Raw genomic sequence first — 18,509 nt, forward strand, 5'->3', positions numbered from 1 at the left:
GACTATTAAGATTGTAATTATTTTGTTGAATAATGCCATGCTGATACAAGTATAAAAATTTGATCATTTGTTATTTTACAAATCTATTGACTAGCCTTGTCAACATTACATTGAGGTTTAAGTCTGAATTTGTATACTCAATAAACCCTCCAGCAGGAATGGAATCTTGGTTTGATCCAAGTGCAATATCAATGTATCTTCTACCTAAAAAATTAGAGAGAGATAATGATGCTGAACTATCCGAAGGCAATAGCACATTTTTTTGTATACACATTGTCACAATAGGTGTGAAATTTCTGTCAAGTGATATTGATGTTACTGTGCCTATTTTTACTCCAGATAATGTTATATCGTCTCCCATATCTAATCCATCTACACTGGGAAAGTGTGCTTTGACTATGTAGCAACTGTGAGAAGTATTCTTAAAAGGTAATTTTTTAAATGCTATTATTCCAATAGATAATGCGGCTATTAAAACAATAAACCCTGCGAAAATTTCAATTACGTTAGATCGATGCATAAAAAATTACCAATAAAAATTTAATGTTGCTTTGTACCATAAAAAACAGAAGCTTTGTTGGGATGATAAGCATACTGAGTACCAGTTAAATTTGGAAAATGTGGACTTTTTGAAGATTTAGGTGTCTGATTATTTGTATAGTGTAACCATGTATGCCATGATGCAGGAATTTTTGTTGGATCTGCTTTACCATTATATATTACCCACCTTTTTTCAACCCCATTTGCTATTGTAATGTAATAATGATTACCTAAAATATCCTTACCAATTAGTTTTTTGTTTCTTTTTATTAAGAACTGTAAGTTGTGAAAAAATAGCATACTTATAATTGGTAATTTATTTTATGTTAGTATAATGGTTATGATAATACAATACAACTATTAACTAGGTATTTAGTTAATATTTTATGTAATAATTAGCTTAAAATTTGGTAATATTCAATAAGTAATTATGAAATGTCCTTTCTGTAATAATATTAATACTCAGGTAAAAGATTCAAGAGCTATAGAAGATGACATTCTAATTAGAAGAAGAAGAATCTGTCTTGTATGTAATTCTAGATTTACTACAATTGAGAAATTGCTACTTAGGTCATTTATGGTTATTAAGAAAAATGGTGAAACTGAACCATTTAATAAACAAAAATTACTTTCTTCAATTTTAATAGCTACAAAAAAACGTCCTGTTAGCCATGAAGGAATAAATGTAATGGTTAATAATATTTTTTATGAGCTCGAAGGGAAAAAAGAAAATGCTGTTCCAACTGATGTTATTGGTAAAATGGTAATGGATAATCTTTTTAAATTAGATAAAGTTGCGTATGTTAGGTTTGCTTCTGTGTATATGAATTTTAAGAACATAAATGATTTTAGTAATATAATAGCAAAAATAATTAATGAACAAATTCTTTAGTGTGTATTAAGTGTATTAAATTGTATTGTGATAGATTATTATTCTTGAATTGTTAATGAGCTTATGTTATGTATTACCAGTATATTTCTGTTGATAATATATATATGCCACTATGATCATGGGGGTATAGCTCATTTGGTAGAGCATCTGCTTTGCACGCAGAAGGCGAGCGGTTCGAGTCCGCTTACCTCCACGTTCTGTTTGAATCTTAGTAATAAAAGAAAGCCCTAGTATCATAGAACTTTGATATTGTAGGAATTTACTGTAATATTCCAAAATCATGATTCTCAATAAATATATGATTATCTCCATCAATATAAATATTGTCATTTTTTTGTTCTCTACCATAATTTTTGAATATGTTGTTGTATGCAATCAATACTTCATCGTAACTATACTGCTCTTTTACTGCTTCATAGAAATTTAACATTTCTTCATATGTAAGATTAAAAGATACATGATGTTTGTTCTGTTCTATATTATCTACAATACTTACATGTTCTCTAGACAGAGGGAAATATACAATATTTTGTTCTACATTGATATTAGTATTACTTTTGTTAATGTTGTGTTCTTCACTTACTAATTTTTGTAAAGTTGTACTATCTTTTTGAGTATCTAAAGTGTCATGTTTATGTACTGCATTTTGAGTAGGTTGAGGATCATTGGTACTAGCTGTTTCATTTACTGACTTTTGTGATGTTGTACTATCTTTTTGAGTATCTAAAGTGTCATGTTTGTGTACTGCATTTTGAGTAGATTGAGAATCATTGGTACTAGCTGTGTCATTTACTGACTTTTGTGACGTTGTACTATCTTTTTGAGTATCTAAAGTGTCATGTTTATGTACTGCATTTTGAGTAGATTGAGGATCATTGGTACCAGCTGTTTCATTTACTGAATTTTGTAAAGTTGTAGAATTTTTTTCTGGATTCAGTGTATCGTGTTTTTGTGTTGTGTCACTTAATTTCTGATGTGCTATATCTTCTATATGAGTGTTTAGTACTTCATTTGAGAAATCACCTAATGGTAACATGGTTGATAAATACTCTGTAAGTTTTGTATTAGGTAAGTCAAGTATATGATTTCCTTGTTTATCGGAAAAGTATGTTTTAATATGATTTTGTTCATCTGATTTAATAGTGATATATATATTATTTGAACTTAGTTTTTCTTTTATTGGTTCATAGAAGTCTTTGTCTAATCCTATAATAGGTTCATCATAATTAAATACTTGAGTGAAATTCTGATAACACTTGAAAGAGAAGTCATCATAGAAAATCTGTGTATCGTCGTCATTAGAAATTAGTGGTATTTCTTTTCCTTCTAATGTTATGCTAGCAAGATTTTTACTGTTATCATGTTCTGTATGAAGATTGCTTTTTGTGATTTTAAAAATGAATTTCTTATGCATATCTACATAACAATTGTCATTAGGTACATTATTTATTTGAAAGTTAGCAGATGCTAACACTTTTAATGCAGTATTGTAACTTGTAGTTAATGGTTGATCTTGTTTTACATCTGTGAAGAAATACTTACCATCTTGTATTACAAGGAAAATAGGGTTATTTTCCATTTCTGCTTGTAGTATATCATCTCTGATATTGTGTAGATTAATTTTCTCTTGCTCATCTACATGGTGTTTTCTAATATCTGAATAGCTGAGAGTGAATGTGTCATAAGTTGGAGAATTGCGATCTAGATAATGTTTATATTGTAAAGCTTCAGGACTTAATTTTGCGAACTTCTGATTAGAAGAAATATCCAAAATGAGAGCAGTAGAAGCTTTAGTAGTGTTGTTTGGTTGTTCTGAAACTATTTTAAATAATGGAGCACCTTCTTTTAATTGTTGTATATTGTAATATTCTTTCAAGTTAATTTCTGCAGATTTTTCAATTATGTTTTCTGGTTTAATATAGAATTTGTAGTAATTATATCGATATTCTTCCCCATTTTTATCGCATAGTACTAAGTTATAAAAATCTTGAGGTTGTTCATTATTAGTAGTTCTGTATTGCATATGGTCTACTTTAATGTATCGATATTCAGCTGGAATGTTTAAATAGTTATCATAAAAATAGTTGTTATATGGTGCATAGAATTTGTCCCCTACAAAAAAATAATTTTTTGATGGCATTGTTATTTCAGTGTTATCTTCTGTTATGATTTTGACTTTATGTACGTTATGATTGCAGAAGAAATATAAGTTTTCTCCAATATCTAATTTGAAAGAATATTCATGATTTTTTGGTATTGATGTGTTGCTAGTCATATTTCTCTCCTAATGTAAGTTACTATGTAAGTTTAAGTATTTAGTGTAGATTTTCAAGTGAGTTTCATGTTTAAAAGCTTACCTATAATTATTGTGTAGAGCGTAGAATTTGTTGCTTATGAAACAATAGTTTTTTAAGAACAGATAGTGTTAATGTTGTCTTATTCTTTGGTTGAGATTTCATGTAAGTTGTAATAGCAGAAACGTTGTAGTTTTTTTCTGATATCTGATTTAAGAGAAAGTTTCTGCTTGTTTTGATCAATGTTTTGTTTTTCATATTTCTCCTTATGGTGGTATATGATATATACATTTATTCCTAAATATAGATTTTTTATTATAAAAAAAACGTTAATTAATAAAGTTATTAATAATTTCTAATTAAAATATCAATATATTATACTATAAAGATAATTAAATAGTTAATTTATTAATTTTTTTATATTGACATATTAGTATATTTTATATATTATCCTAGCCCAAATTAACATTTATTAACGGACGGGTTTTATGACGATTTTCTTAGAAAGTGATGATGATAAGAGTAACTTTAAGAAGACATTGGAGAACGGTACTAAAGACAAGACAAATCTAGATAATACTTATTATGACTATCATCATGAAGATGATATGGGAAATACTGAATATCATTATGTGAGTTTGGATAGAGTGGATCATGTTAAGATGCCTGAAGAGCCTGTAGGTTATGGTGGAGATACTTTACCTATTGTTCCTACTACAGCTGCTAGTGTATCTGGTAGTGATGCAGGCGTTGCTGTAGGTAATGTTAAAGATTTTGAAGATAATGTTTTTCATCATACATCTACTATAAGAAACGATGAATTGAAGATAGATTTACGAATACATACTTTAAAGGATTTATCTGATAAAAGATTACGTGAAATTGAAAAGGGATTTAATGATACGGTAACAAAATTTAAAAATAATTTTGGGTTAGAACCAAATGATGGAGAAACTATTTTTGATTTATACCTTTTTGATGATAAGGAACAATATAATTATTATGGAAAGCTTTATAACTTAGGAATTAGTGGATCTGGAGGTATGACTTTCTATGGAAATGCTAATGTTCCATATAAAATTTATGTACATCAATATGGTGAAATATTGAATTTAAAACATGAATTAACTCATGCATTAGAAAGTTATGCATCTGGACATAAATTGCATGGTTCTGACGTAAATAGCAGAATATTTACGGAAGGATTAGCTGATTATATCCAAGAAGATAATAGTTTTATTATGAGAGGATTAAAGGATCGAGAGATCACTTCAGATGTATTGAAAGATTCTTCTGGTAATGTAGATCATTTAAGTGGTGTTGCAGTGAATGAAAATCAGAGGTTAAGTTATAGTATAGGACATGCATTTGTAAGCTTTTTACAAGAGAAATATCCTAAGTTAATTTCGGAATATTTAAACGCATTAAAAGAGGATAATATTATTCGTGCTAAAGAAATAATTAGTATGGATAAGTATCCAGATTTTGAGCCGTGGGTGAAGTCTAAAGACATTAGTTTATATTTAGAAAATATGAATGTATTAAAGTTAGGATTAGGTGAGAAAATGTTTTCTGCTGAAAGTGCTAGCTATTTTGAAGATCAAGGTGTCAATAAAGAATATTACCATGAAAATATTTATGATATGAGTGGTAAACTAGTAGGTGAAATGTCACCTGTAGTGCATTATGCACAAAAAAATGTGATTCGTATTTGGAATATTGCAAGTCCTGATATGATAGAGGTGCGACCAGAATATAACTTTCTGAAATTGGTAACTACTCCATCTGGTAAGTCTGCATATGTATATTGTGATAAGAATGGGCATGAGTATTTTAATACTAAAGATTACATAGATTCTGCGTTTAATATATTGGCAAGATATGATGTTAAGCTTCGTGAAAGTAGTGATGCTTTGGATATTAGAGGTCGTTACTCAGATGCTGCTAAAGTGTTTAGTAAGCTGCCTAATGCGGATTTGCTGTTGGATAAGTTTTTAGAAAAAATAGGTTATAGTAGTTATAAGCAGATAATAATGAGTAATCCAGAACAGCTTAATTCTATTAAGGCTTATGTAGTAAAAGAAGTGTTTGAAAATTTTAGGGAATCTGAGGTCAAAAAGGTGTTGAGTGGTGAGTCTCATCCGGAAGTAAGAAATGTATTAATGGATCTTACCTATGTTGATTTAAAGAGTGTTATAGGAGTAAATGGTGCAGATATTGACAGTATTATTTCTAATCCAGATGTAATGTTGCGTACTGCTGTGTTAGGTAAAGGAAATGCAAGTGGGATATCTCTATATGTAGATGATCAGAAAGTTGGTGAGCTGTCAACTGAAGCAGGTTATTGTGTTAAAAATCTTGATACTGGTAAAGTGTATTTTATGTTCCATAATGTTGTTGGAATGATAGCAAGTGGTTATGAAGACAGAGCATATATGGTTGTATTAGAAAAAGATGGTAAGTTTACTACTGCTCTAGTTAATAATATACAAAAAGCAGCAGATGGAAATGTTGTATGGGATAATCAATTTAATCATCCGAATATTAATAACTTGCACTCAAATTATAAGGAGCTGTTGTTAAATGATGCTTCAGTTAAAGATTACTCTCATCTTGCGGATGTGAAATTTAATAAAGATGATACAGTAATTGTTAAAGGTGAATTATTAGATGATAAAGGTACTGTAAGTGTAGATGATGATGTACATCGTGCAGTTGTTAAGCATGATGATCAAATACTACATCAGTTTAAGAGTATGTCTTTTTACATTACTGAACCATCAGCTGATTCAGGTGACAATTATGGAAGTGATTTTTTCATTTCTGATGAAGGAAAAAATCTTAGATTTCAACTTCCTAAAGCTATTACGCATTTGAAATTGGTTAATGTTAATGGAAATAATAAGTTGGTACCATGTACTAAAGATGGGAATGAACATCCTGAAGGTATGCCATCTGATTTAACGGATGAATATAGATATATAGATCCTATTTTTGCTCATACATTTGAGAAACAAAGTTATTCTAAAAATAGTATTAGTGTTGGGTTAGTGGACTTCAGTAAATATAAAGAAGGATCTATGTTTAAATTACAGCATTATTCTGATGATTATCATATTCATAAGGATGAACAAGGTAATGTTATTAGGCCTAATAACAGATCTTACGTTACAAAAGTGGATTTAGTATATGATGATAAAGTTATTGGGATGTTGTCTGATAGTATAAATCAATTTCAGGGTGATATTTTCATTTCTGCAAGCCTTAATTATAGCCACAATGATTTTCTTTCATCTAAGTACTTTCAGAAAGTTAATATTGAGGCGTTAGAAAATGGAATATATAGTGGAAGATATGATGTAGGAGATGGTGACCAAATAGCAGGTCTTAATACTGATACAGGTTATAGTGATAAAGCTATTTTTTACTTTAAAAATGATAGCGCATCTACTGATATGCCGGCTAGTGATGTTACTACTATTTTACCTTATATAAATGAGCTTTAATAGATCTTGAGAAAATGAGCAGCGTATATTTATACGCTGCTTATTAGATAAAGTTGTGTTTGTATGTTGTACAAAAGATATACACAAGTTTGTTTGTATATATTGAAGTACTGCAATGTATTAATTCTAGTAATGTAAAATAGAGTTAATTCTAGTATCATAAATTGAAAGGATGAGTTTTTTTGTAAAAGTAAGTCTTGAAGCGTTCATTAATAGTTTTAGTAAATAGTGTACTATTATTTAATGTAATTATGTTAACTTTATCAAGTAATTAGAATTTGTAATTTAGAGATCATATGTTAACCAATATGATAGCCTATGTAAGCAATGTTGCATTTATTTTATAGTGCTGTATAATTATGTGAATTTAATATCTATGGATTAACAATATGATGAGATTGCTTGCTTGCCTTGGTATTGTAGCTGTTATTATTGTGGCTTTTAATTTTTTAACTAATAAACAACAAGTACAAGATCAGAAACAAGAAGTGCATGTATATTCATCTCGTAAAGAAGAATTATTACATAGCTTATTTGAGCAGTTTACTAAGGAAACTGGTATAAAGGTTAAATACATTAATGATGAAGCTGCACAGTTGATTAATAGGATGGAAAATGAAGGTACTGCTACTTCAGCAGATGTATTTTTAACTGCGGATGCTGTTAACCTTATTCTTGCTAAAAAGAAGGGCTTATTACAACCTATACAATCTGAAGTTTTAAATCAAGCAATTCCTAGTAAGTATAGAGATAGCGAGGGGTTTTGGTTTGGCTTAACTAAGCGTGCAAGAGTAATAGTATATAACAAGGATTTAGTTGAAGATAATGAGTTAAGTACATATGAACACCTAGCAAATACGAAGTGGAAGGATAAAATTTTAGTCAGATCTTCTAGTAGTCCATACAATCAATCGTTAATTGCTTTTATGGTAGCAAATAATGGGGTAGAAAATACTAAGATTTGGGTTAAAGGGTTAGTTGCAAATATGGCTAGAAAGCCTAGTGGTGGAGATATCGATCAAATTTATGCTGTTGCAGCAGATGAGGGAAGTATAGCTATAGTTAATAGTTATTATTTTGGTAGAATTGCAGCTTCTGATAAGAAAAGTGATCAAGCTGTAGTAAAAAAGCTTGGTATTTTTTTCCCTAATCAAGAGACTACTGGTACTATGATCAACATTAGTGGTGGTGCTGTTACAAAGCATGCAAAAAATAAACAAAATGCTATAAAATTATTGGAATTCCTGACTAGTGTAAGAGCACAGAAAGTTTATGCTCAAGTTAATCAAGAATACCCTATTGTAGAAGGTGTAGAACTTTCAGAAGTATTAAAGACTTTTGGTACATTTAAAGAGAGTGATTTGCCTTTGCAGGAATTAGAAAAGCATTTAACTAAATCTGTTGAAATTGCTGATGAGTGTGGTTGGAGATAGTTTTTAGTAGGCATATAGTTACTATACATGTAAGAATCATACAATCTCTTACTAATCTATAAAAACAATCTTATATAAGTGGTTGTAAGTTCTGATATTATGAAGTTTAGTGTTATTATATTAGTAATTTTTGAGTGAATTTTTTGTAGTGAAGCCTTGTACAGTGGTTTATATAAAAATTCTTTCTATTTTATTTTAGATATGGTAAAAAAATCCTAGTTACCAAAAATTTAATGTTTTTATTTGTAGAAATTTACTGTAATAATGCAAAATTATGATTTTTAATAAATACATGGTTGTTTTCATCAATTTATATATTGTCTCTTGTTCTCTAACATAATTTTTGAATATGTTATTGTAGTGAATATTTCGAACTGTACTGATCTTTTATTGCTTCATAGAAATTAACATTTCTTCATATGTTGTGAGAATCAAAAAATACATGATGTGTGGCTAGTTTAGATTATACCTAATATTGACATATTGTATGTGATTTAAGGAATTGAAAATATTTTTTACTTTGTTTTTTTATGTTTCTGTAATGCGGTATTATTTGATTTATAGTATTGTTGAGTACTATAGCATAACTACTTGATCTGATGGGAAAAGATATTTTGGAATTTTTTTATTTACTACTTAAAATTACGTGACACTTTTTATTGAAATATTTTTAATAAACCAGTAAGAAATAGCCTTTACTTATGTTCAATATCTTTAGCAGCATTAAAGACTACATTACAACCTGATAATAGAAAGTAACTCTCTAATGTATAAAACTATGAACTACTAACTTTACTTTGTAGATGGATGACTTGGCTTAAATAACAACTACACAGTAAAAGTGTACATCATACAGTCTCTATATTAATGATGCCTTTCTTTATAAACCAAGCAACCCTATCAGTAGCTTGTGCTCCAACACTTAACCAATATTTTAGCCTATCGACTTTTACCTTAACGAATAACTCATGTTCTTTTGGAAGCATTGGATTGTAAAAACCTAAAGATTCAATAAACTTCCCATCTCTTGATACTCTAGAATCAGCAACAACTACCCTATAAAAAGGACGCTTTTTAGCTCCAAACCTTGCTAATCTTATCTTAACAGACATGAGAATATAACCTTTAAAATATCTTAACTGACACTAGATCATACACATAATAAGGTGAGTAGTCAAATTTAAAAATATGTTTTTAAATATTTAAATTTGATGTTTAAATTATTTTGGAAAAATAAGAAATTTGCAATATGTTATTAAAAACAATATGATTAAGTATTAGACTTGTTTAAGTTATTGAAAAAATGATAGCAAGTGTCCTGTTTATAAATGGGCGTATAGTAGGAGGATATTTAAGTTATATGAATTTAAGAAAAGCTATATTATCGACCATCATCTGTAATACGTTAGTATGGTATGATTATGTGTTGTTTGGAAATTTGGTTAGTGTGATCAGTAAGTTATTTTTTCCGGCAGAAGATAGATATTTCAGTCTTATTATGACATTTAGCATTTTTGCAGTTGGATTTTTAATGCGTCCTTTTGGTGCGAGTATTTTTGGGTATATTGGGGATAAGTATGGAAGAAAAGCAGCATTAACTTTGTCAATCATAGCTATCTCTGTTCCTATTACTTTTATTTCAGTGTTACCAACTTATGATAAAATAGGTATATTATCACCTATATTACTTATAATTTGTCGGTTAATGCAGGGGATATCTTTAGGTGGGGAAGCTGGTAATGCTGCTTTTTTAATAGAACATTCTAAAAAAGGAAAAAATATTGGATTTTTCGGTAGTTTTGAAACTTTAAGTGCTGTTCTTGGTTCTATTATTGCGTTATTTATGATATTATTGTCTCAGTATTTTACAGGAGAAAATTTTGAAATATGGGGTTGGCGTATACCATTTGTAATTGGTTTGTTGTTGGGTCTGATAAGCATTTATATTCGGTGTATTACTGCTGAAAGTCCTGCATATGATACACATAAAGAGAATAATAATCTTTCACAATCTCCAGTATTGGAACTATTTAAGAATTATAAACGTCCTTTGATATTAGCAACTTGTATTGACTGTATAGAAAACTGTTCATTTCATATTTTTATGGTGTTTTTTATTACATTTGTTAAAGAATTCTCAAGTATTCACTTTAGTTTTAATGCTAATACCATGAGTATTATTGAGAGTTTCAATATAATGATTTGTGGAATTTTGAATGTATTTTTCGGATATATTTCAGATTATGTTGGCCGTAGAAGAGTAATGTTAATTGCATCTGTATTGTTATTTTGTGTTGCAATACCAGTATTTTGGTTATTAAGTCAAGGTAGCTATATTAACTTAATTGTAGCTTATCTAATTTTTGTTATTCCATTTTCTGCATCTTTAGGTCCAGCGAGTGGTGCAATGTCTGAATTGTTTCCTACAAAAGTTAGATATACTGGTTTTGGATTGTCACGTAATATTGCTTCAGCTGTAGCTGGTGGTATGGCTCCTGTAATATGTACATGGCTTATAAGAGCAACAGGATTAATATTTATTCCTGGAGTGTATGTCATGTTTTGGGCAGTAGTTGCAATTATTGCGTTATGTCAGATCAAGAAAAAAGATGTGTATGCTGATTGGTAATCTACTACTTGGTAAGATTTAAAATTTATCAATGCATTGCTTATTAGAAGTGTAATTCTAGATGGGTTATAATGTTTTGTATAGCCTCAGTATATCTATCTACTGTTACCAATTTATTGTGATTAGAAAAGTATAGCATACTAATTTTGTGGTTTATGTGTTAACGTGGTTATAATATAGATTAATGGTGTACTATGCTTATTAAGCTTTATTATATTTAATTGGTAGAAATCTATAGTTGGTTTTTGTTAGTGTAAATAATATCGCAATAGAGAAAAATGTGTAATATTATGTATACATTTATCTGTTATTATATACTAGTAGTCATTAAGTGATAGATATTAATTTCACCATTTTGTTATATTAATATAGTTGTAGTATGTACATACTACTGCTTACATATTCTAGTGATATTTGATGTAAGTACTAAAAATTAAGGTTCTAATTTTCTTGCCTCATCTATTAGCATAATGGGTATGCCGTCACGTATTGGAAATGCTAACTTAGCTTTTTGACTGATTAACTCGTTTGTATCTTTATTGTATTGTAGTTTGTCTTTAGTTAATGGGCAAACAAGTATTTCAAGTATTCTATGATCAATCATATTTGAGATAAAGTAAAATTAATTTACTACATTGTAATACTTATTATAGAAATATGAAACTATAGTTTTTTGTGCTTAGTGTTTTAATTGGTAATAATTGAAGAACATAAGTTTATTGAAAAACTTGTTCAATAGGTTAATAAAATTGTTGTACGTTGCTATCAGGTTGTATTGTTATAAAAGTGTTTTTTTATTATCCATGTATATACACTAAAGTGTGCATGATAAAATGAAATGGTTTGAGTTAAAGTTATTTTCTATCGTTATCAGAATATATTTAACTTTTGTGTTGTTCATGATATTTTTATAGTTAATATTATTAAAAAATCATCATATCTAAGCTTTATGCTGTTATCTTTAATATTTGTGGATAATCCTACTGCTGGAAATTTTGTGAAATCTGGATAGTAGTTTTTTGATCTTTTAGGTTAAATATAAAGCTTTTTATCTATATGTGTATACAAGTTAGTATTACGGTATAGTAATTGTAGTACCAGTTTCTTGATTAGTGGCTAATAGTTTTTCTATCATTATGAGCATGTACTTAACTTCTGTGTTGTGTCCATGATATTTTAGATTAAAATATTATCTAAAAAATTATATTAAATCATTATAGGGCCTATAAAATTGATTTTAATTTTTAGTTATATTGCTGCAAATTTTATTAAATCTAATAATGATTTTTTTACATTCTTGGTTTTTAAATCTCCTCTTAGATTGAGTTTTATTTGATATGTGTGCATGTACAAATTAAAATTATAGTATTATGACATAATTTAATTCCTTGTAATTTCTACTATTGCGAATTTTATGAAATCTATTTTTTGACATTATTAAGTTTAGATATTAGTAGAGTTTATACTGTATGTTTGTGTGTCAAATGAAATATAGAATTATGGCATAATAATTGTTGTCCCAGTTTCTTGATTATTAGGGGCTAATAGTTTTTCTATCGTTGTAAGAATGTATTTAACTTCTGCGTTATCCATGATATTTTTATGATTAATATTATCTAAGAAATCACCTGGAATCATTCTGGGACCAATAGCATTGACTTTAATGTTTGGTGATAATTCTACTGCTGCAAATTTTGTTAAATCTAATAGCGATTTTTTTGACATTGTATATGTGAAAGATTTTGTGGCATTTTTTATCACTATTGCGTCAATCATATTAATAATATTTCCTATAGTAATGCATTTTTTTGCAAAATACTGAGTTAAGAATAAAGGAGCTTTTATGTGTAGGTCATAGTTGTATGAAAAATCTTGTATGGAAGTGTTCATTAACGTGTTTTTATAGAATACTGATGCATTGTTAATAAGACAATTACAATAAGGCATAAATTGGAAAGTTTCATCTATAATAAGATTGAGCGAGTTAAATTCCGTTAGATCAGCTTGTATTAGAATGCATTTTCTGTTATATAAATTTTCAATGATGTCCTTTGTTTTTAGTGCTTGACTTTCAGAGGTATTGTAATGAATAGCTATGTCATATCCATTATCAGCTAAGAACATTGCTATTGCTTTGCCTAATCTGCGTGCTCCACCTGTAATTAGTGCGCCTTTATATACTGTTTGTGACATATTAAGTAATTAAATTAGTAAAACAGAAGCCATGGTGGGTTAACCATTGTAATTTGTTGCTGTAGAATTTACGTAAGTCGTTAATGTTGTATTTAATCATGGCAATTCTTTCAATCCCAATGCCAAATGCAAATCCACTGTATTGTTCTGGGTTAATATTTACGTTTGTTAAGACGTTGTGATGAACCATGCCACACCCTAGAATCTCCATCCAATTTTTTTGACTGCATTTTATATCAACTTCTGCTGATGGTTCAGTAAACGGAAAATAGCTATTACGAAATCTTATTTGAATATTTTCTCCGAAAAACTTTTTTAAAAAATAGTTAATGCAATATTTTAGGTGTCCCATATTAATATTTTTATCGATGTATAACCCTTCTATTTGGTGAAACATTGGGCTATGTGTTGCATCCCAGTCGTTTCTGTAAACTTTTCCAGGCGCGATAATTTTAATTGGATAATTTCCATTGTTGGATTCCATTGTTCTAATTTGTACAGAAGAAGTATGTGTACGTAGAACTATTCTTTTGTTGTTTACTAGTTTTTTTAAATAGAAAGTATCATTTTCTTCTCTTGCTGGATGGTGTTTATGTGTATTAAGTGCGTCAAAAACATGAAATTCATCTTCAAGTTCTGGTCCATCAGATAGTTTAAAACCTAAGGATACAAAAATATGTTTTACTTCATGTAGAGTTTTAGAAATTGGATGTAATTTTGCTATTTGTTTTGGGCGTACTGGCAAACTAATATCAATTTTGTCTTCCATTAATTGAGCATCAATTTGTATTTTATGTAGCTTTTCTTTTTGTGAATTCATTAAAGATTTTAGTTCAGCACATATGGAGTTAACAGCACTTCCAATAGATTTTCTTTCTTCTATATTGTTAATTGTTGAAATACTTCTTAAACATGCTGTTATTACACCTGACTTACCAAAGTAGTAAAGCCTTAGACTCTCTAATTCTTCAAGGGAAGAAGTAGATAATATCTTATTAGTAGCTTCTGTTTGTAAACTGTATATATTACTGTGCAACACGAGATTTAGTTAAAGCTTCCTTAGTAATGTCTACAATTTGTTTAAAGTTGTCCTGATTGTTAACTGCCATATCTGCCAGGACTTTTCTATTTAATGTTATATTTGCTAAAGATAAACCATGGATAAAGTCTGAATACAAAAGACCATGCTGTCTTGCAGCAGCATTAATACGCATAATCCATAGACTTCTAAAGAATCTTTTTCTGTTACGTCTGTCACGGTAAGCATATTGTAGTGCCTTTTCTACTCTTTGTAGAGCTATCCTATAACAATTTTTAGAACGCCCACGATAACCCTTTGCTAGCTTAATAACCTTCTTATGCCGTGCTCTTGTTGTAACACCACGCTTAACTCTAGCCATTTTTAACCCCTAAATATTGAAATCACTATCTGCTGTAAGGCATAAAGAGCTTAACTATACGTGAATCAGAAGGATTCATTATAGCGGTACCACGTTGAACGCGAATGCTTCTCTTACTCCTTTTAGTCATGCCATGTCTTTTTGCAGATTGAGTAGACTTTATTTTACCTGTTGCTGTAACACTAAACCTTTTTTTGACAGAAGATTTAGTTTTTAATTTTGGCATCTCTATCCTAATAATAATTTCGCAGAAAGCTAAATCTTAATCTATTCGCGTTAATAGTGTCAAGTATATTTTCTAAATTTTGTTTTTGTAGTTGGTGTTATAGTTGTTAGTATTTTTTTATAAATATATGTTAAAATCTAAGTAGAATGCTCCAATTAACTAAGTACTACGCACTTTGGACATTGTGATAGTTGATGAAGACTATTATATAAGTTATTGCAAAATTATTAGCAATAATTTATATAAGTGTATGTATTACATTAATCAGTAATATATTGTTAATACTTGTATTTTATTTATTTTATATTAAACCTGGTTATTAGTTAAATTGAGAATTTTGGAGAGATTTGTATGTCAAATAGTAATGTTCCTTTATCTCCTAACCCTAAGGGGTCTTCTTCTACTTTAGAAGACTCTGGTCCTTTAATGCCTAGGGCTGTTGCGGTATGGTTAGTAGATAATACTATATTGACTTTTGAGCAAATAGCAAAATTTTGTAACTTACATCTGTTGGAAGTTAAAGGTATTGCTGATGGTGAAGTTGCTAAAGGTGTTGTTGGATGTAATCCAATTACAATGGGACAAGTTACAAAAGAGGAGATTGAATGTTGTCAAAATGATCCTAGTAGAATACCAAGGTTAATTAGTTATAGAAACTTTAAGAAAAGTAAGAAAAGGACTGTTAGGTATACACCTATAGCACGTCGTAGAGATAAACCTGATGCTGTTGCATGGATTTTAAAATATTGTCCTGAAATGCAAGATGTTTGTATTGCAAAGTTGATAGGTACCACAAAGTCAACTATTGCTGCTATTCGAAATAAAGAACATTGGAATTCAAGTAATATTAAACCCAGAGATCCTGTATTGCTTGGTTTATGTACTCAAGTAGATTTAGATGAAGCAATTATGAAAGCTCAAATAGTTGCAGAAAGAGAAAGAAGGGTAAAAAATATCAAGGCTAGTGATTTTTCTATTTCTGATTCAGTATAAAGTTATTTATGTAATAAATGTTTACTTAATTGTAATAAGTGAATATAATTAACTGACAGTACGTCTGTTTAGATGTCACAAGTATATGCTGTTTATTAGTAATTGTATTAATGACGTTTTTTAATATAGGGCTGTTATTTGGTAATCAGTTAGTGTTGATTAAGCTTTTTTATCTTACGCTTTAGTAAAAATTCAGTAGCCTTGACTATAGTTTTTTAGAAATTCTATTGTTTCTATTAATCTAAAGTAGAGTTTTATTTATTGTTAAGTTAATATTAATTATTGAGTAAGATTGTCATAAGAATTCAAAAATTAGTATTGTCTTTGTTATGTTAGCAGTAGTAAAACTTAAGTCTTAATTTTTTAATATTTGATATGGATAAGCGAAAAGATGGTTTTATTTTTATTGTATTGATTTAAATTATAGGTATATAGTGTTAAATGAAAAAAAGAAAAGAACGAGATACGTTAGTAGAAAAAATGCTAATAAGAATATATCAATTCAATCAACGGCAAATATTGTAGATAAATCAGAAGAAGTAGGAGATAAAGAAGAAGTAGAAGGGAGTGCACAAGTAGAAGCACAAGAAGTGAAAGTGTTGGATTTGAGTGAATTGAAAAAGAAAAGTATAGAAGATCTCTTGAAAATAGCAGAAGAACTTGGTGTTGTAAGTAATGGTAGAATGCTTAAACAGGAAATAATCTTTCACTTGATGAAAAAAGTTGTAAATGATGGAGGTGCAGCAATAGGAGGTGGAGTAGTAGAAATATTATCTGATGGATTTGGATTCTTAAGATCTCCAGAAGCGAATTATGCTGCAAGTGGAGATGATGTGTATATTTCTGCAGGTCAAATAAAAAAGTTTAATTTAAGAACTGGTGATATAGTAAGTGGAGAAATAAGAGCTCCTAGTGAAAAAGAAAGATATTTTACTTTAGTAAAAGCACATAGTATAAATTTTACAGATATGGGAAAATTGCAAAGATATGTACACTTTGATGATTTAATCCCATTGTACCCGGAAGAAAGAATACTCTTAGAAACTAATGATCCTGTTAGCTTGAGTAAAAAAGATATAAGTATGAGGGTAATAGATATAGTTGCTCCTTTGGGTAAAGGACAAAGAGCCCTTATAGTTGCTCCACCAAGAGCTGGAAAAACGATAATATTGCAACAAATAGCACATTCAATATCTGTCAATCACCCTGATATAGAGTTAATAGTTTTGTTAATAGGTGAAAGACCAGAAGAAGTTACAGATATGTGTAGATCTGTAAAAGGAGAAGTAGTTAGTTCAACATTTGATGAACCTGGATATAGACATGTACAACTTGCAGAAATTGTGATTGAAAAAGCAAAAAGAATGGTAGAACATAAGAAAAATGTTGTAATACTACTTGATTCAATTACAAGATTAGCAAGGGCATATAATTCAGTGATACCATCATCAGGTAAGGTATTGACTGGAGGTGTGGATTCTAATGCTTTACAAAGACCAAAAAGATTCTTTGGTGCAGCAAGAAATATAGAAAATGGAGGTTCGTTGACGATAATAGCAACTGCTCTAATAGAAACAGGGTCAAAAATGGATGAAGTGATATTTGAAGAATTTAAAGGTACAGGAAATTGTGAAATAATATTGGATAGAAAAATATCTGATAAAAGAGTATATCCAGCAATAGATATTTCAAAATCAGGTACAAGAAAAGAAGATATGTTAATAGATCATGTGTGTTTGAAAAAAGTGTGGTTGTTAAGAAGGTTATTATCATCAATGGGTTCTGTTGAAGCAATGGAATTTTTAAGAGATAAATTGTCTATAACTAAGGATAATAATGAGTTCTTTGATATGATGAATAGCTAAAAATTTGCTTAGTGTTCTGTTGATTGAGTGCTGTGTATTGTTGGATGATAAGTTGTAAGTATAGAAAACTTAGCTTTGTTTGTAAATTCATCTCATTGTCATGTTTTTGACTTATGATGTAACAATTATATAAGATTATTCAAATTTTTAGTGTTCTGTTTTTGCATATTAGATAATGGTGTATTTAATATGCTTTAATGTTAATTAGAATGTTTTGTTGATCTGAATGCTGTTGTACTATTAGATTTAAGTGTAAGACAATTTTTATATCTCAGTTTATTTTGTTTAGTAATATAAATAATATTGCTATTGTATGAAATTGCTTAAGTTTTAAGTAGTTTATTCTTAGATGTGAATTAATGAAAGATTAGTTAGTGCTTACATTAAGACAAATTGTTTATGTAGGAAAATACCTAATTAAAGGTATATTAAAATAAAAAAATATAATGAATGTGCAATTATTATTTATAAATTTATTTAATAATATTTATAGTTTCAAGCTAGTTATTTAAGTTTTTTAATGAAGTTAATAAAATTG

The 18,509-nt window shown here is 29.0% G+C and carries 16 protein-coding genes and 1 tRNA gene; 7 read left to right on the forward strand and 10 right to left on the reverse strand.

The genetic code is table 11. The features are described 5' to 3' along the window. Positions 1 to 70 precede the first annotated feature (70 nt). The gene (gene mlaD, locus ECAJ_RS00655; protein ID WP_011304252.1) at positions 71 to 520 is read right to left on the reverse strand and encodes an outer membrane lipid asymmetry maintenance protein MlaD; all 450 of its coding nucleotides are present in this window, start codon (positions 518 to 520) and stop codon (positions 71 to 73) included. Between the two features lie 20 nt (positions 521 to 540). Next, a complete protein-coding gene (locus ECAJ_RS00660) occupies positions 541 to 840 on the reverse strand; it encodes an NADH-ubiquinone oxidoreductase subunit NDUFA12 family protein (protein WP_011304253.1) in 300 nt (99 codons plus the stop codon). Positions 841 to 970: 130 nt separating this feature from the next. On the opposite strand from ECAJ_RS00660, the gene nrdR reads away from it, so the two are divergent. Then, the gene (gene nrdR, locus ECAJ_RS00665) at positions 971 to 1,432 is read left to right on the forward strand and encodes a transcriptional regulator NrdR (protein ID WP_011304254.1); all 462 of its coding nucleotides are present in this window, start codon (positions 971 to 973) and stop codon (positions 1,430 to 1,432) included. Positions 1,433 to 1,552: 120 nt separating this feature from the next. Further along, a tRNA-Ala gene (locus tag ECAJ_RS00670) sits at positions 1,553 to 1,625 on the forward strand. A 66-nt stretch (positions 1,626 to 1,691) separates the two neighbouring features. On the opposite strand, the gene ECAJ_RS00675 is transcribed toward ECAJ_RS00670, so the two are convergent. Both ECAJ_RS00675 and ECAJ_RS04995 read right to left on the reverse strand, forming a co-directional pair. Continuing rightward, positions 1,692 to 3,707 (reverse strand): hypothetical protein, encoded by a 2,016-nt coding sequence (locus ECAJ_RS00675; RefSeq protein WP_011304255.1) that lies wholly within the window; start codon positions 3,705 to 3,707, stop codon positions 1,692 to 1,694. A gap of 88 nt (positions 3,708 to 3,795) precedes the next feature. After that, a complete protein-coding gene (locus ECAJ_RS04995; RefSeq protein ID WP_155799190.1) occupies positions 3,796 to 3,984 on the reverse strand; it encodes a hypothetical protein in 189 nt (62 codons plus the stop codon). A 230-nt stretch (positions 3,985 to 4,214) separates the two neighbouring features. Here ECAJ_RS04995 and ECAJ_RS00680 point away from each other — a divergent pair, with 230 nt between their 5' ends. After that, the gene (locus tag ECAJ_RS00680) at positions 4,215 to 7,232 is read left to right on the forward strand and encodes a collagenase (RefSeq protein WP_011304256.1); all 3,018 of its coding nucleotides are present in this window, start codon (positions 4,215 to 4,217) and stop codon (positions 7,230 to 7,232) included. A gap of 389 nt (positions 7,233 to 7,621) precedes the next feature. Beyond that, positions 7,622 to 8,665, forward strand: coding sequence for a Fe(3+) ABC transporter substrate-binding protein (locus ECAJ_RS00685; protein WP_011304257.1), 1,044 nt, complete (start codon positions 7,622 to 7,624; stop codon positions 8,663 to 8,665). Between the two features lie 848 nt (positions 8,666 to 9,513). On the opposite strand, the gene rpsP is transcribed toward ECAJ_RS00685, so the two are convergent. Next, a complete protein-coding gene (gene rpsP / locus ECAJ_RS00690; RefSeq protein ID WP_011304258.1) occupies positions 9,514 to 9,777 on the reverse strand; it encodes a 30S ribosomal protein S16 in 264 nt (87 codons plus the stop codon). A gap of 248 nt (positions 9,778 to 10,025) precedes the next feature. Between rpsP and ECAJ_RS00695 the strand changes: the two genes are divergently transcribed. Further along, positions 10,026 to 11,294 (forward strand): MFS transporter, encoded by a 1,269-nt coding sequence (locus tag ECAJ_RS00695; RefSeq protein WP_044262104.1) that lies wholly within the window; start codon positions 10,026 to 10,028, stop codon positions 11,292 to 11,294. 433 nt (positions 11,295 to 11,727) lie between these two features. Here the strand turns inward: ECAJ_RS00695 and ECAJ_RS04910 are convergent, their stop codons facing one another. From ECAJ_RS04910 to rpmI, 5 genes are all read right to left on the reverse strand, one after another. Next, entirely contained in the window at positions 11,728 to 11,898 is a 171-nt protein-coding gene (locus ECAJ_RS04910) for a Trm112 family protein (RefSeq protein ID WP_011304260.1), read from the reverse strand. An 893-nt stretch (positions 11,899 to 12,791) separates the two neighbouring features. After that, entirely contained in the window at positions 12,792 to 13,487 is a 696-nt protein-coding gene (locus ECAJ_RS00700) for an SDR family NAD(P)-dependent oxidoreductase (protein ID WP_011304261.1), read from the reverse strand. Position 13,488: 1 nt separating this feature from the next. Continuing rightward, positions 13,489 to 14,526, reverse strand: coding sequence for a phenylalanine--tRNA ligase subunit alpha (pheS, locus tag ECAJ_RS00705; protein ID WP_011304262.1), 1,038 nt, complete (start codon positions 14,524 to 14,526; stop codon positions 13,489 to 13,491). After that, on the reverse strand, positions 14,513 to 14,887 hold the full coding sequence (gene rplT / locus ECAJ_RS00710; protein ID WP_011304263.1) for a 50S ribosomal protein L20: 375 nt from the start codon (positions 14,885 to 14,887) through the stop codon (positions 14,513 to 14,515). Before rplT ends, pheS begins: the two co-directional genes overlap by 14 nt. A gap of 25 nt (positions 14,888 to 14,912) precedes the next feature. Then, positions 14,913 to 15,113: a 50S ribosomal protein L35 gene (gene rpmI / locus ECAJ_RS00715; RefSeq protein WP_011304264.1), complete on the reverse strand. Its 201-nt coding sequence runs from the start codon at positions 15,111 to 15,113 to the stop codon at positions 14,913 to 14,915. 351 nt (positions 15,114 to 15,464) lie between these two features. On the opposite strand from rpmI, the gene ECAJ_RS00720 reads away from it, so the two are divergent. Then, complete coding sequence (locus ECAJ_RS00720) at positions 15,465 to 16,106, forward strand: cell cycle transcriptional regulator TrcR (protein ID WP_011304265.1); 642 nt, start codon at positions 15,465 to 15,467, stop codon at positions 16,104 to 16,106. 434 nt (positions 16,107 to 16,540) lie between these two features. Further along, positions 16,541 to 17,971 (forward strand): transcription termination factor Rho, encoded by a 1,431-nt coding sequence (rho, locus tag ECAJ_RS00725; RefSeq protein WP_011304266.1) that lies wholly within the window; start codon positions 16,541 to 16,543, stop codon positions 17,969 to 17,971. Positions 17,972 to 18,509 lie beyond the last annotated feature (538 nt).

It is taken from the genome of Ehrlichia canis str. Jake (assembly GCF_000012565.1).
GTDB lineage: Bacteria > Pseudomonadota > Alphaproteobacteria > Rickettsiales > Anaplasmataceae > Ehrlichia > Ehrlichia canis.

Excerpts from the sequence above, each read along its gene's own strand:
- rpsP (WP_011304258.1), bottom strand. The coding sequence starts at position 9,777 with ATGTCTGTTAAGATAAGATTAGCAAGGTTTGGAGCTAAAAAGCGTCCT.
- ECAJ_RS00680 (WP_011304256.1), top strand. The coding sequence starts at position 4,215 with ATGACGATTTTCTTAGAAAGTGATGATGATAAGAGTAACTTTAAGAAG.
- ECAJ_RS00700 (WP_011304261.1), bottom strand. The coding sequence starts at position 13,487 with ATGTCACAAACAGTATATAAAGGCGCACTAATTACAGGTGGAGCACGC.
- ECAJ_RS00685 (WP_011304257.1), top strand. The coding sequence starts at position 7,622 with ATGATGAGATTGCTTGCTTGCCTTGGTATTGTAGCTGTTATTATTGTG.
- ECAJ_RS04995 (WP_155799190.1), bottom strand. The coding sequence starts at position 3,984 with ATGAAAAACAAAACATTGATCAAAACAAGCAGAAACTTTCTCTTAAAT.
- rpmI (WP_011304264.1), bottom strand. The coding sequence starts at position 15,113 with ATGCCAAAATTAAAAACTAAATCTTCTGTCAAAAAAAGGTTTAGTGTT.
- mlaD (WP_011304252.1), bottom strand. The coding sequence starts at position 520 with ATGCATCGATCTAACGTAATTGAAATTTTCGCAGGGTTTATTGTTTTA.
- ECAJ_RS04910 (WP_011304260.1), bottom strand. The coding sequence starts at position 11,898 with ATGATTGATCATAGAATACTTGAAATACTTGTTTGCCCATTAACTAAA.
- ECAJ_RS00695 (WP_044262104.1), top strand. The coding sequence starts at position 10,026 with ATGAATTTAAGAAAAGCTATATTATCGACCATCATCTGTAATACGTTA.
- ECAJ_RS00660 (WP_011304253.1), bottom strand. The coding sequence starts at position 840 with ATGCTATTTTTTCACAACTTACAGTTCTTAATAAAAAGAAACAAAAAA.
- rplT (WP_011304263.1), bottom strand. The coding sequence starts at position 14,887 with ATGGCTAGAGTTAAGCGTGGTGTTACAACAAGAGCACGGCATAAGAAG.
- nrdR (WP_011304254.1), top strand. The coding sequence starts at position 971 with ATGAAATGTCCTTTCTGTAATAATATTAATACTCAGGTAAAAGATTCA.
- ECAJ_RS00720 (WP_011304265.1), top strand. The coding sequence starts at position 15,465 with ATGTCAAATAGTAATGTTCCTTTATCTCCTAACCCTAAGGGGTCTTCT.
- ECAJ_RS00675 (WP_011304255.1), bottom strand. The coding sequence starts at position 3,707 with ATGACTAGCAACACATCAATACCAAAAAATCATGAATATTCTTTCAAA.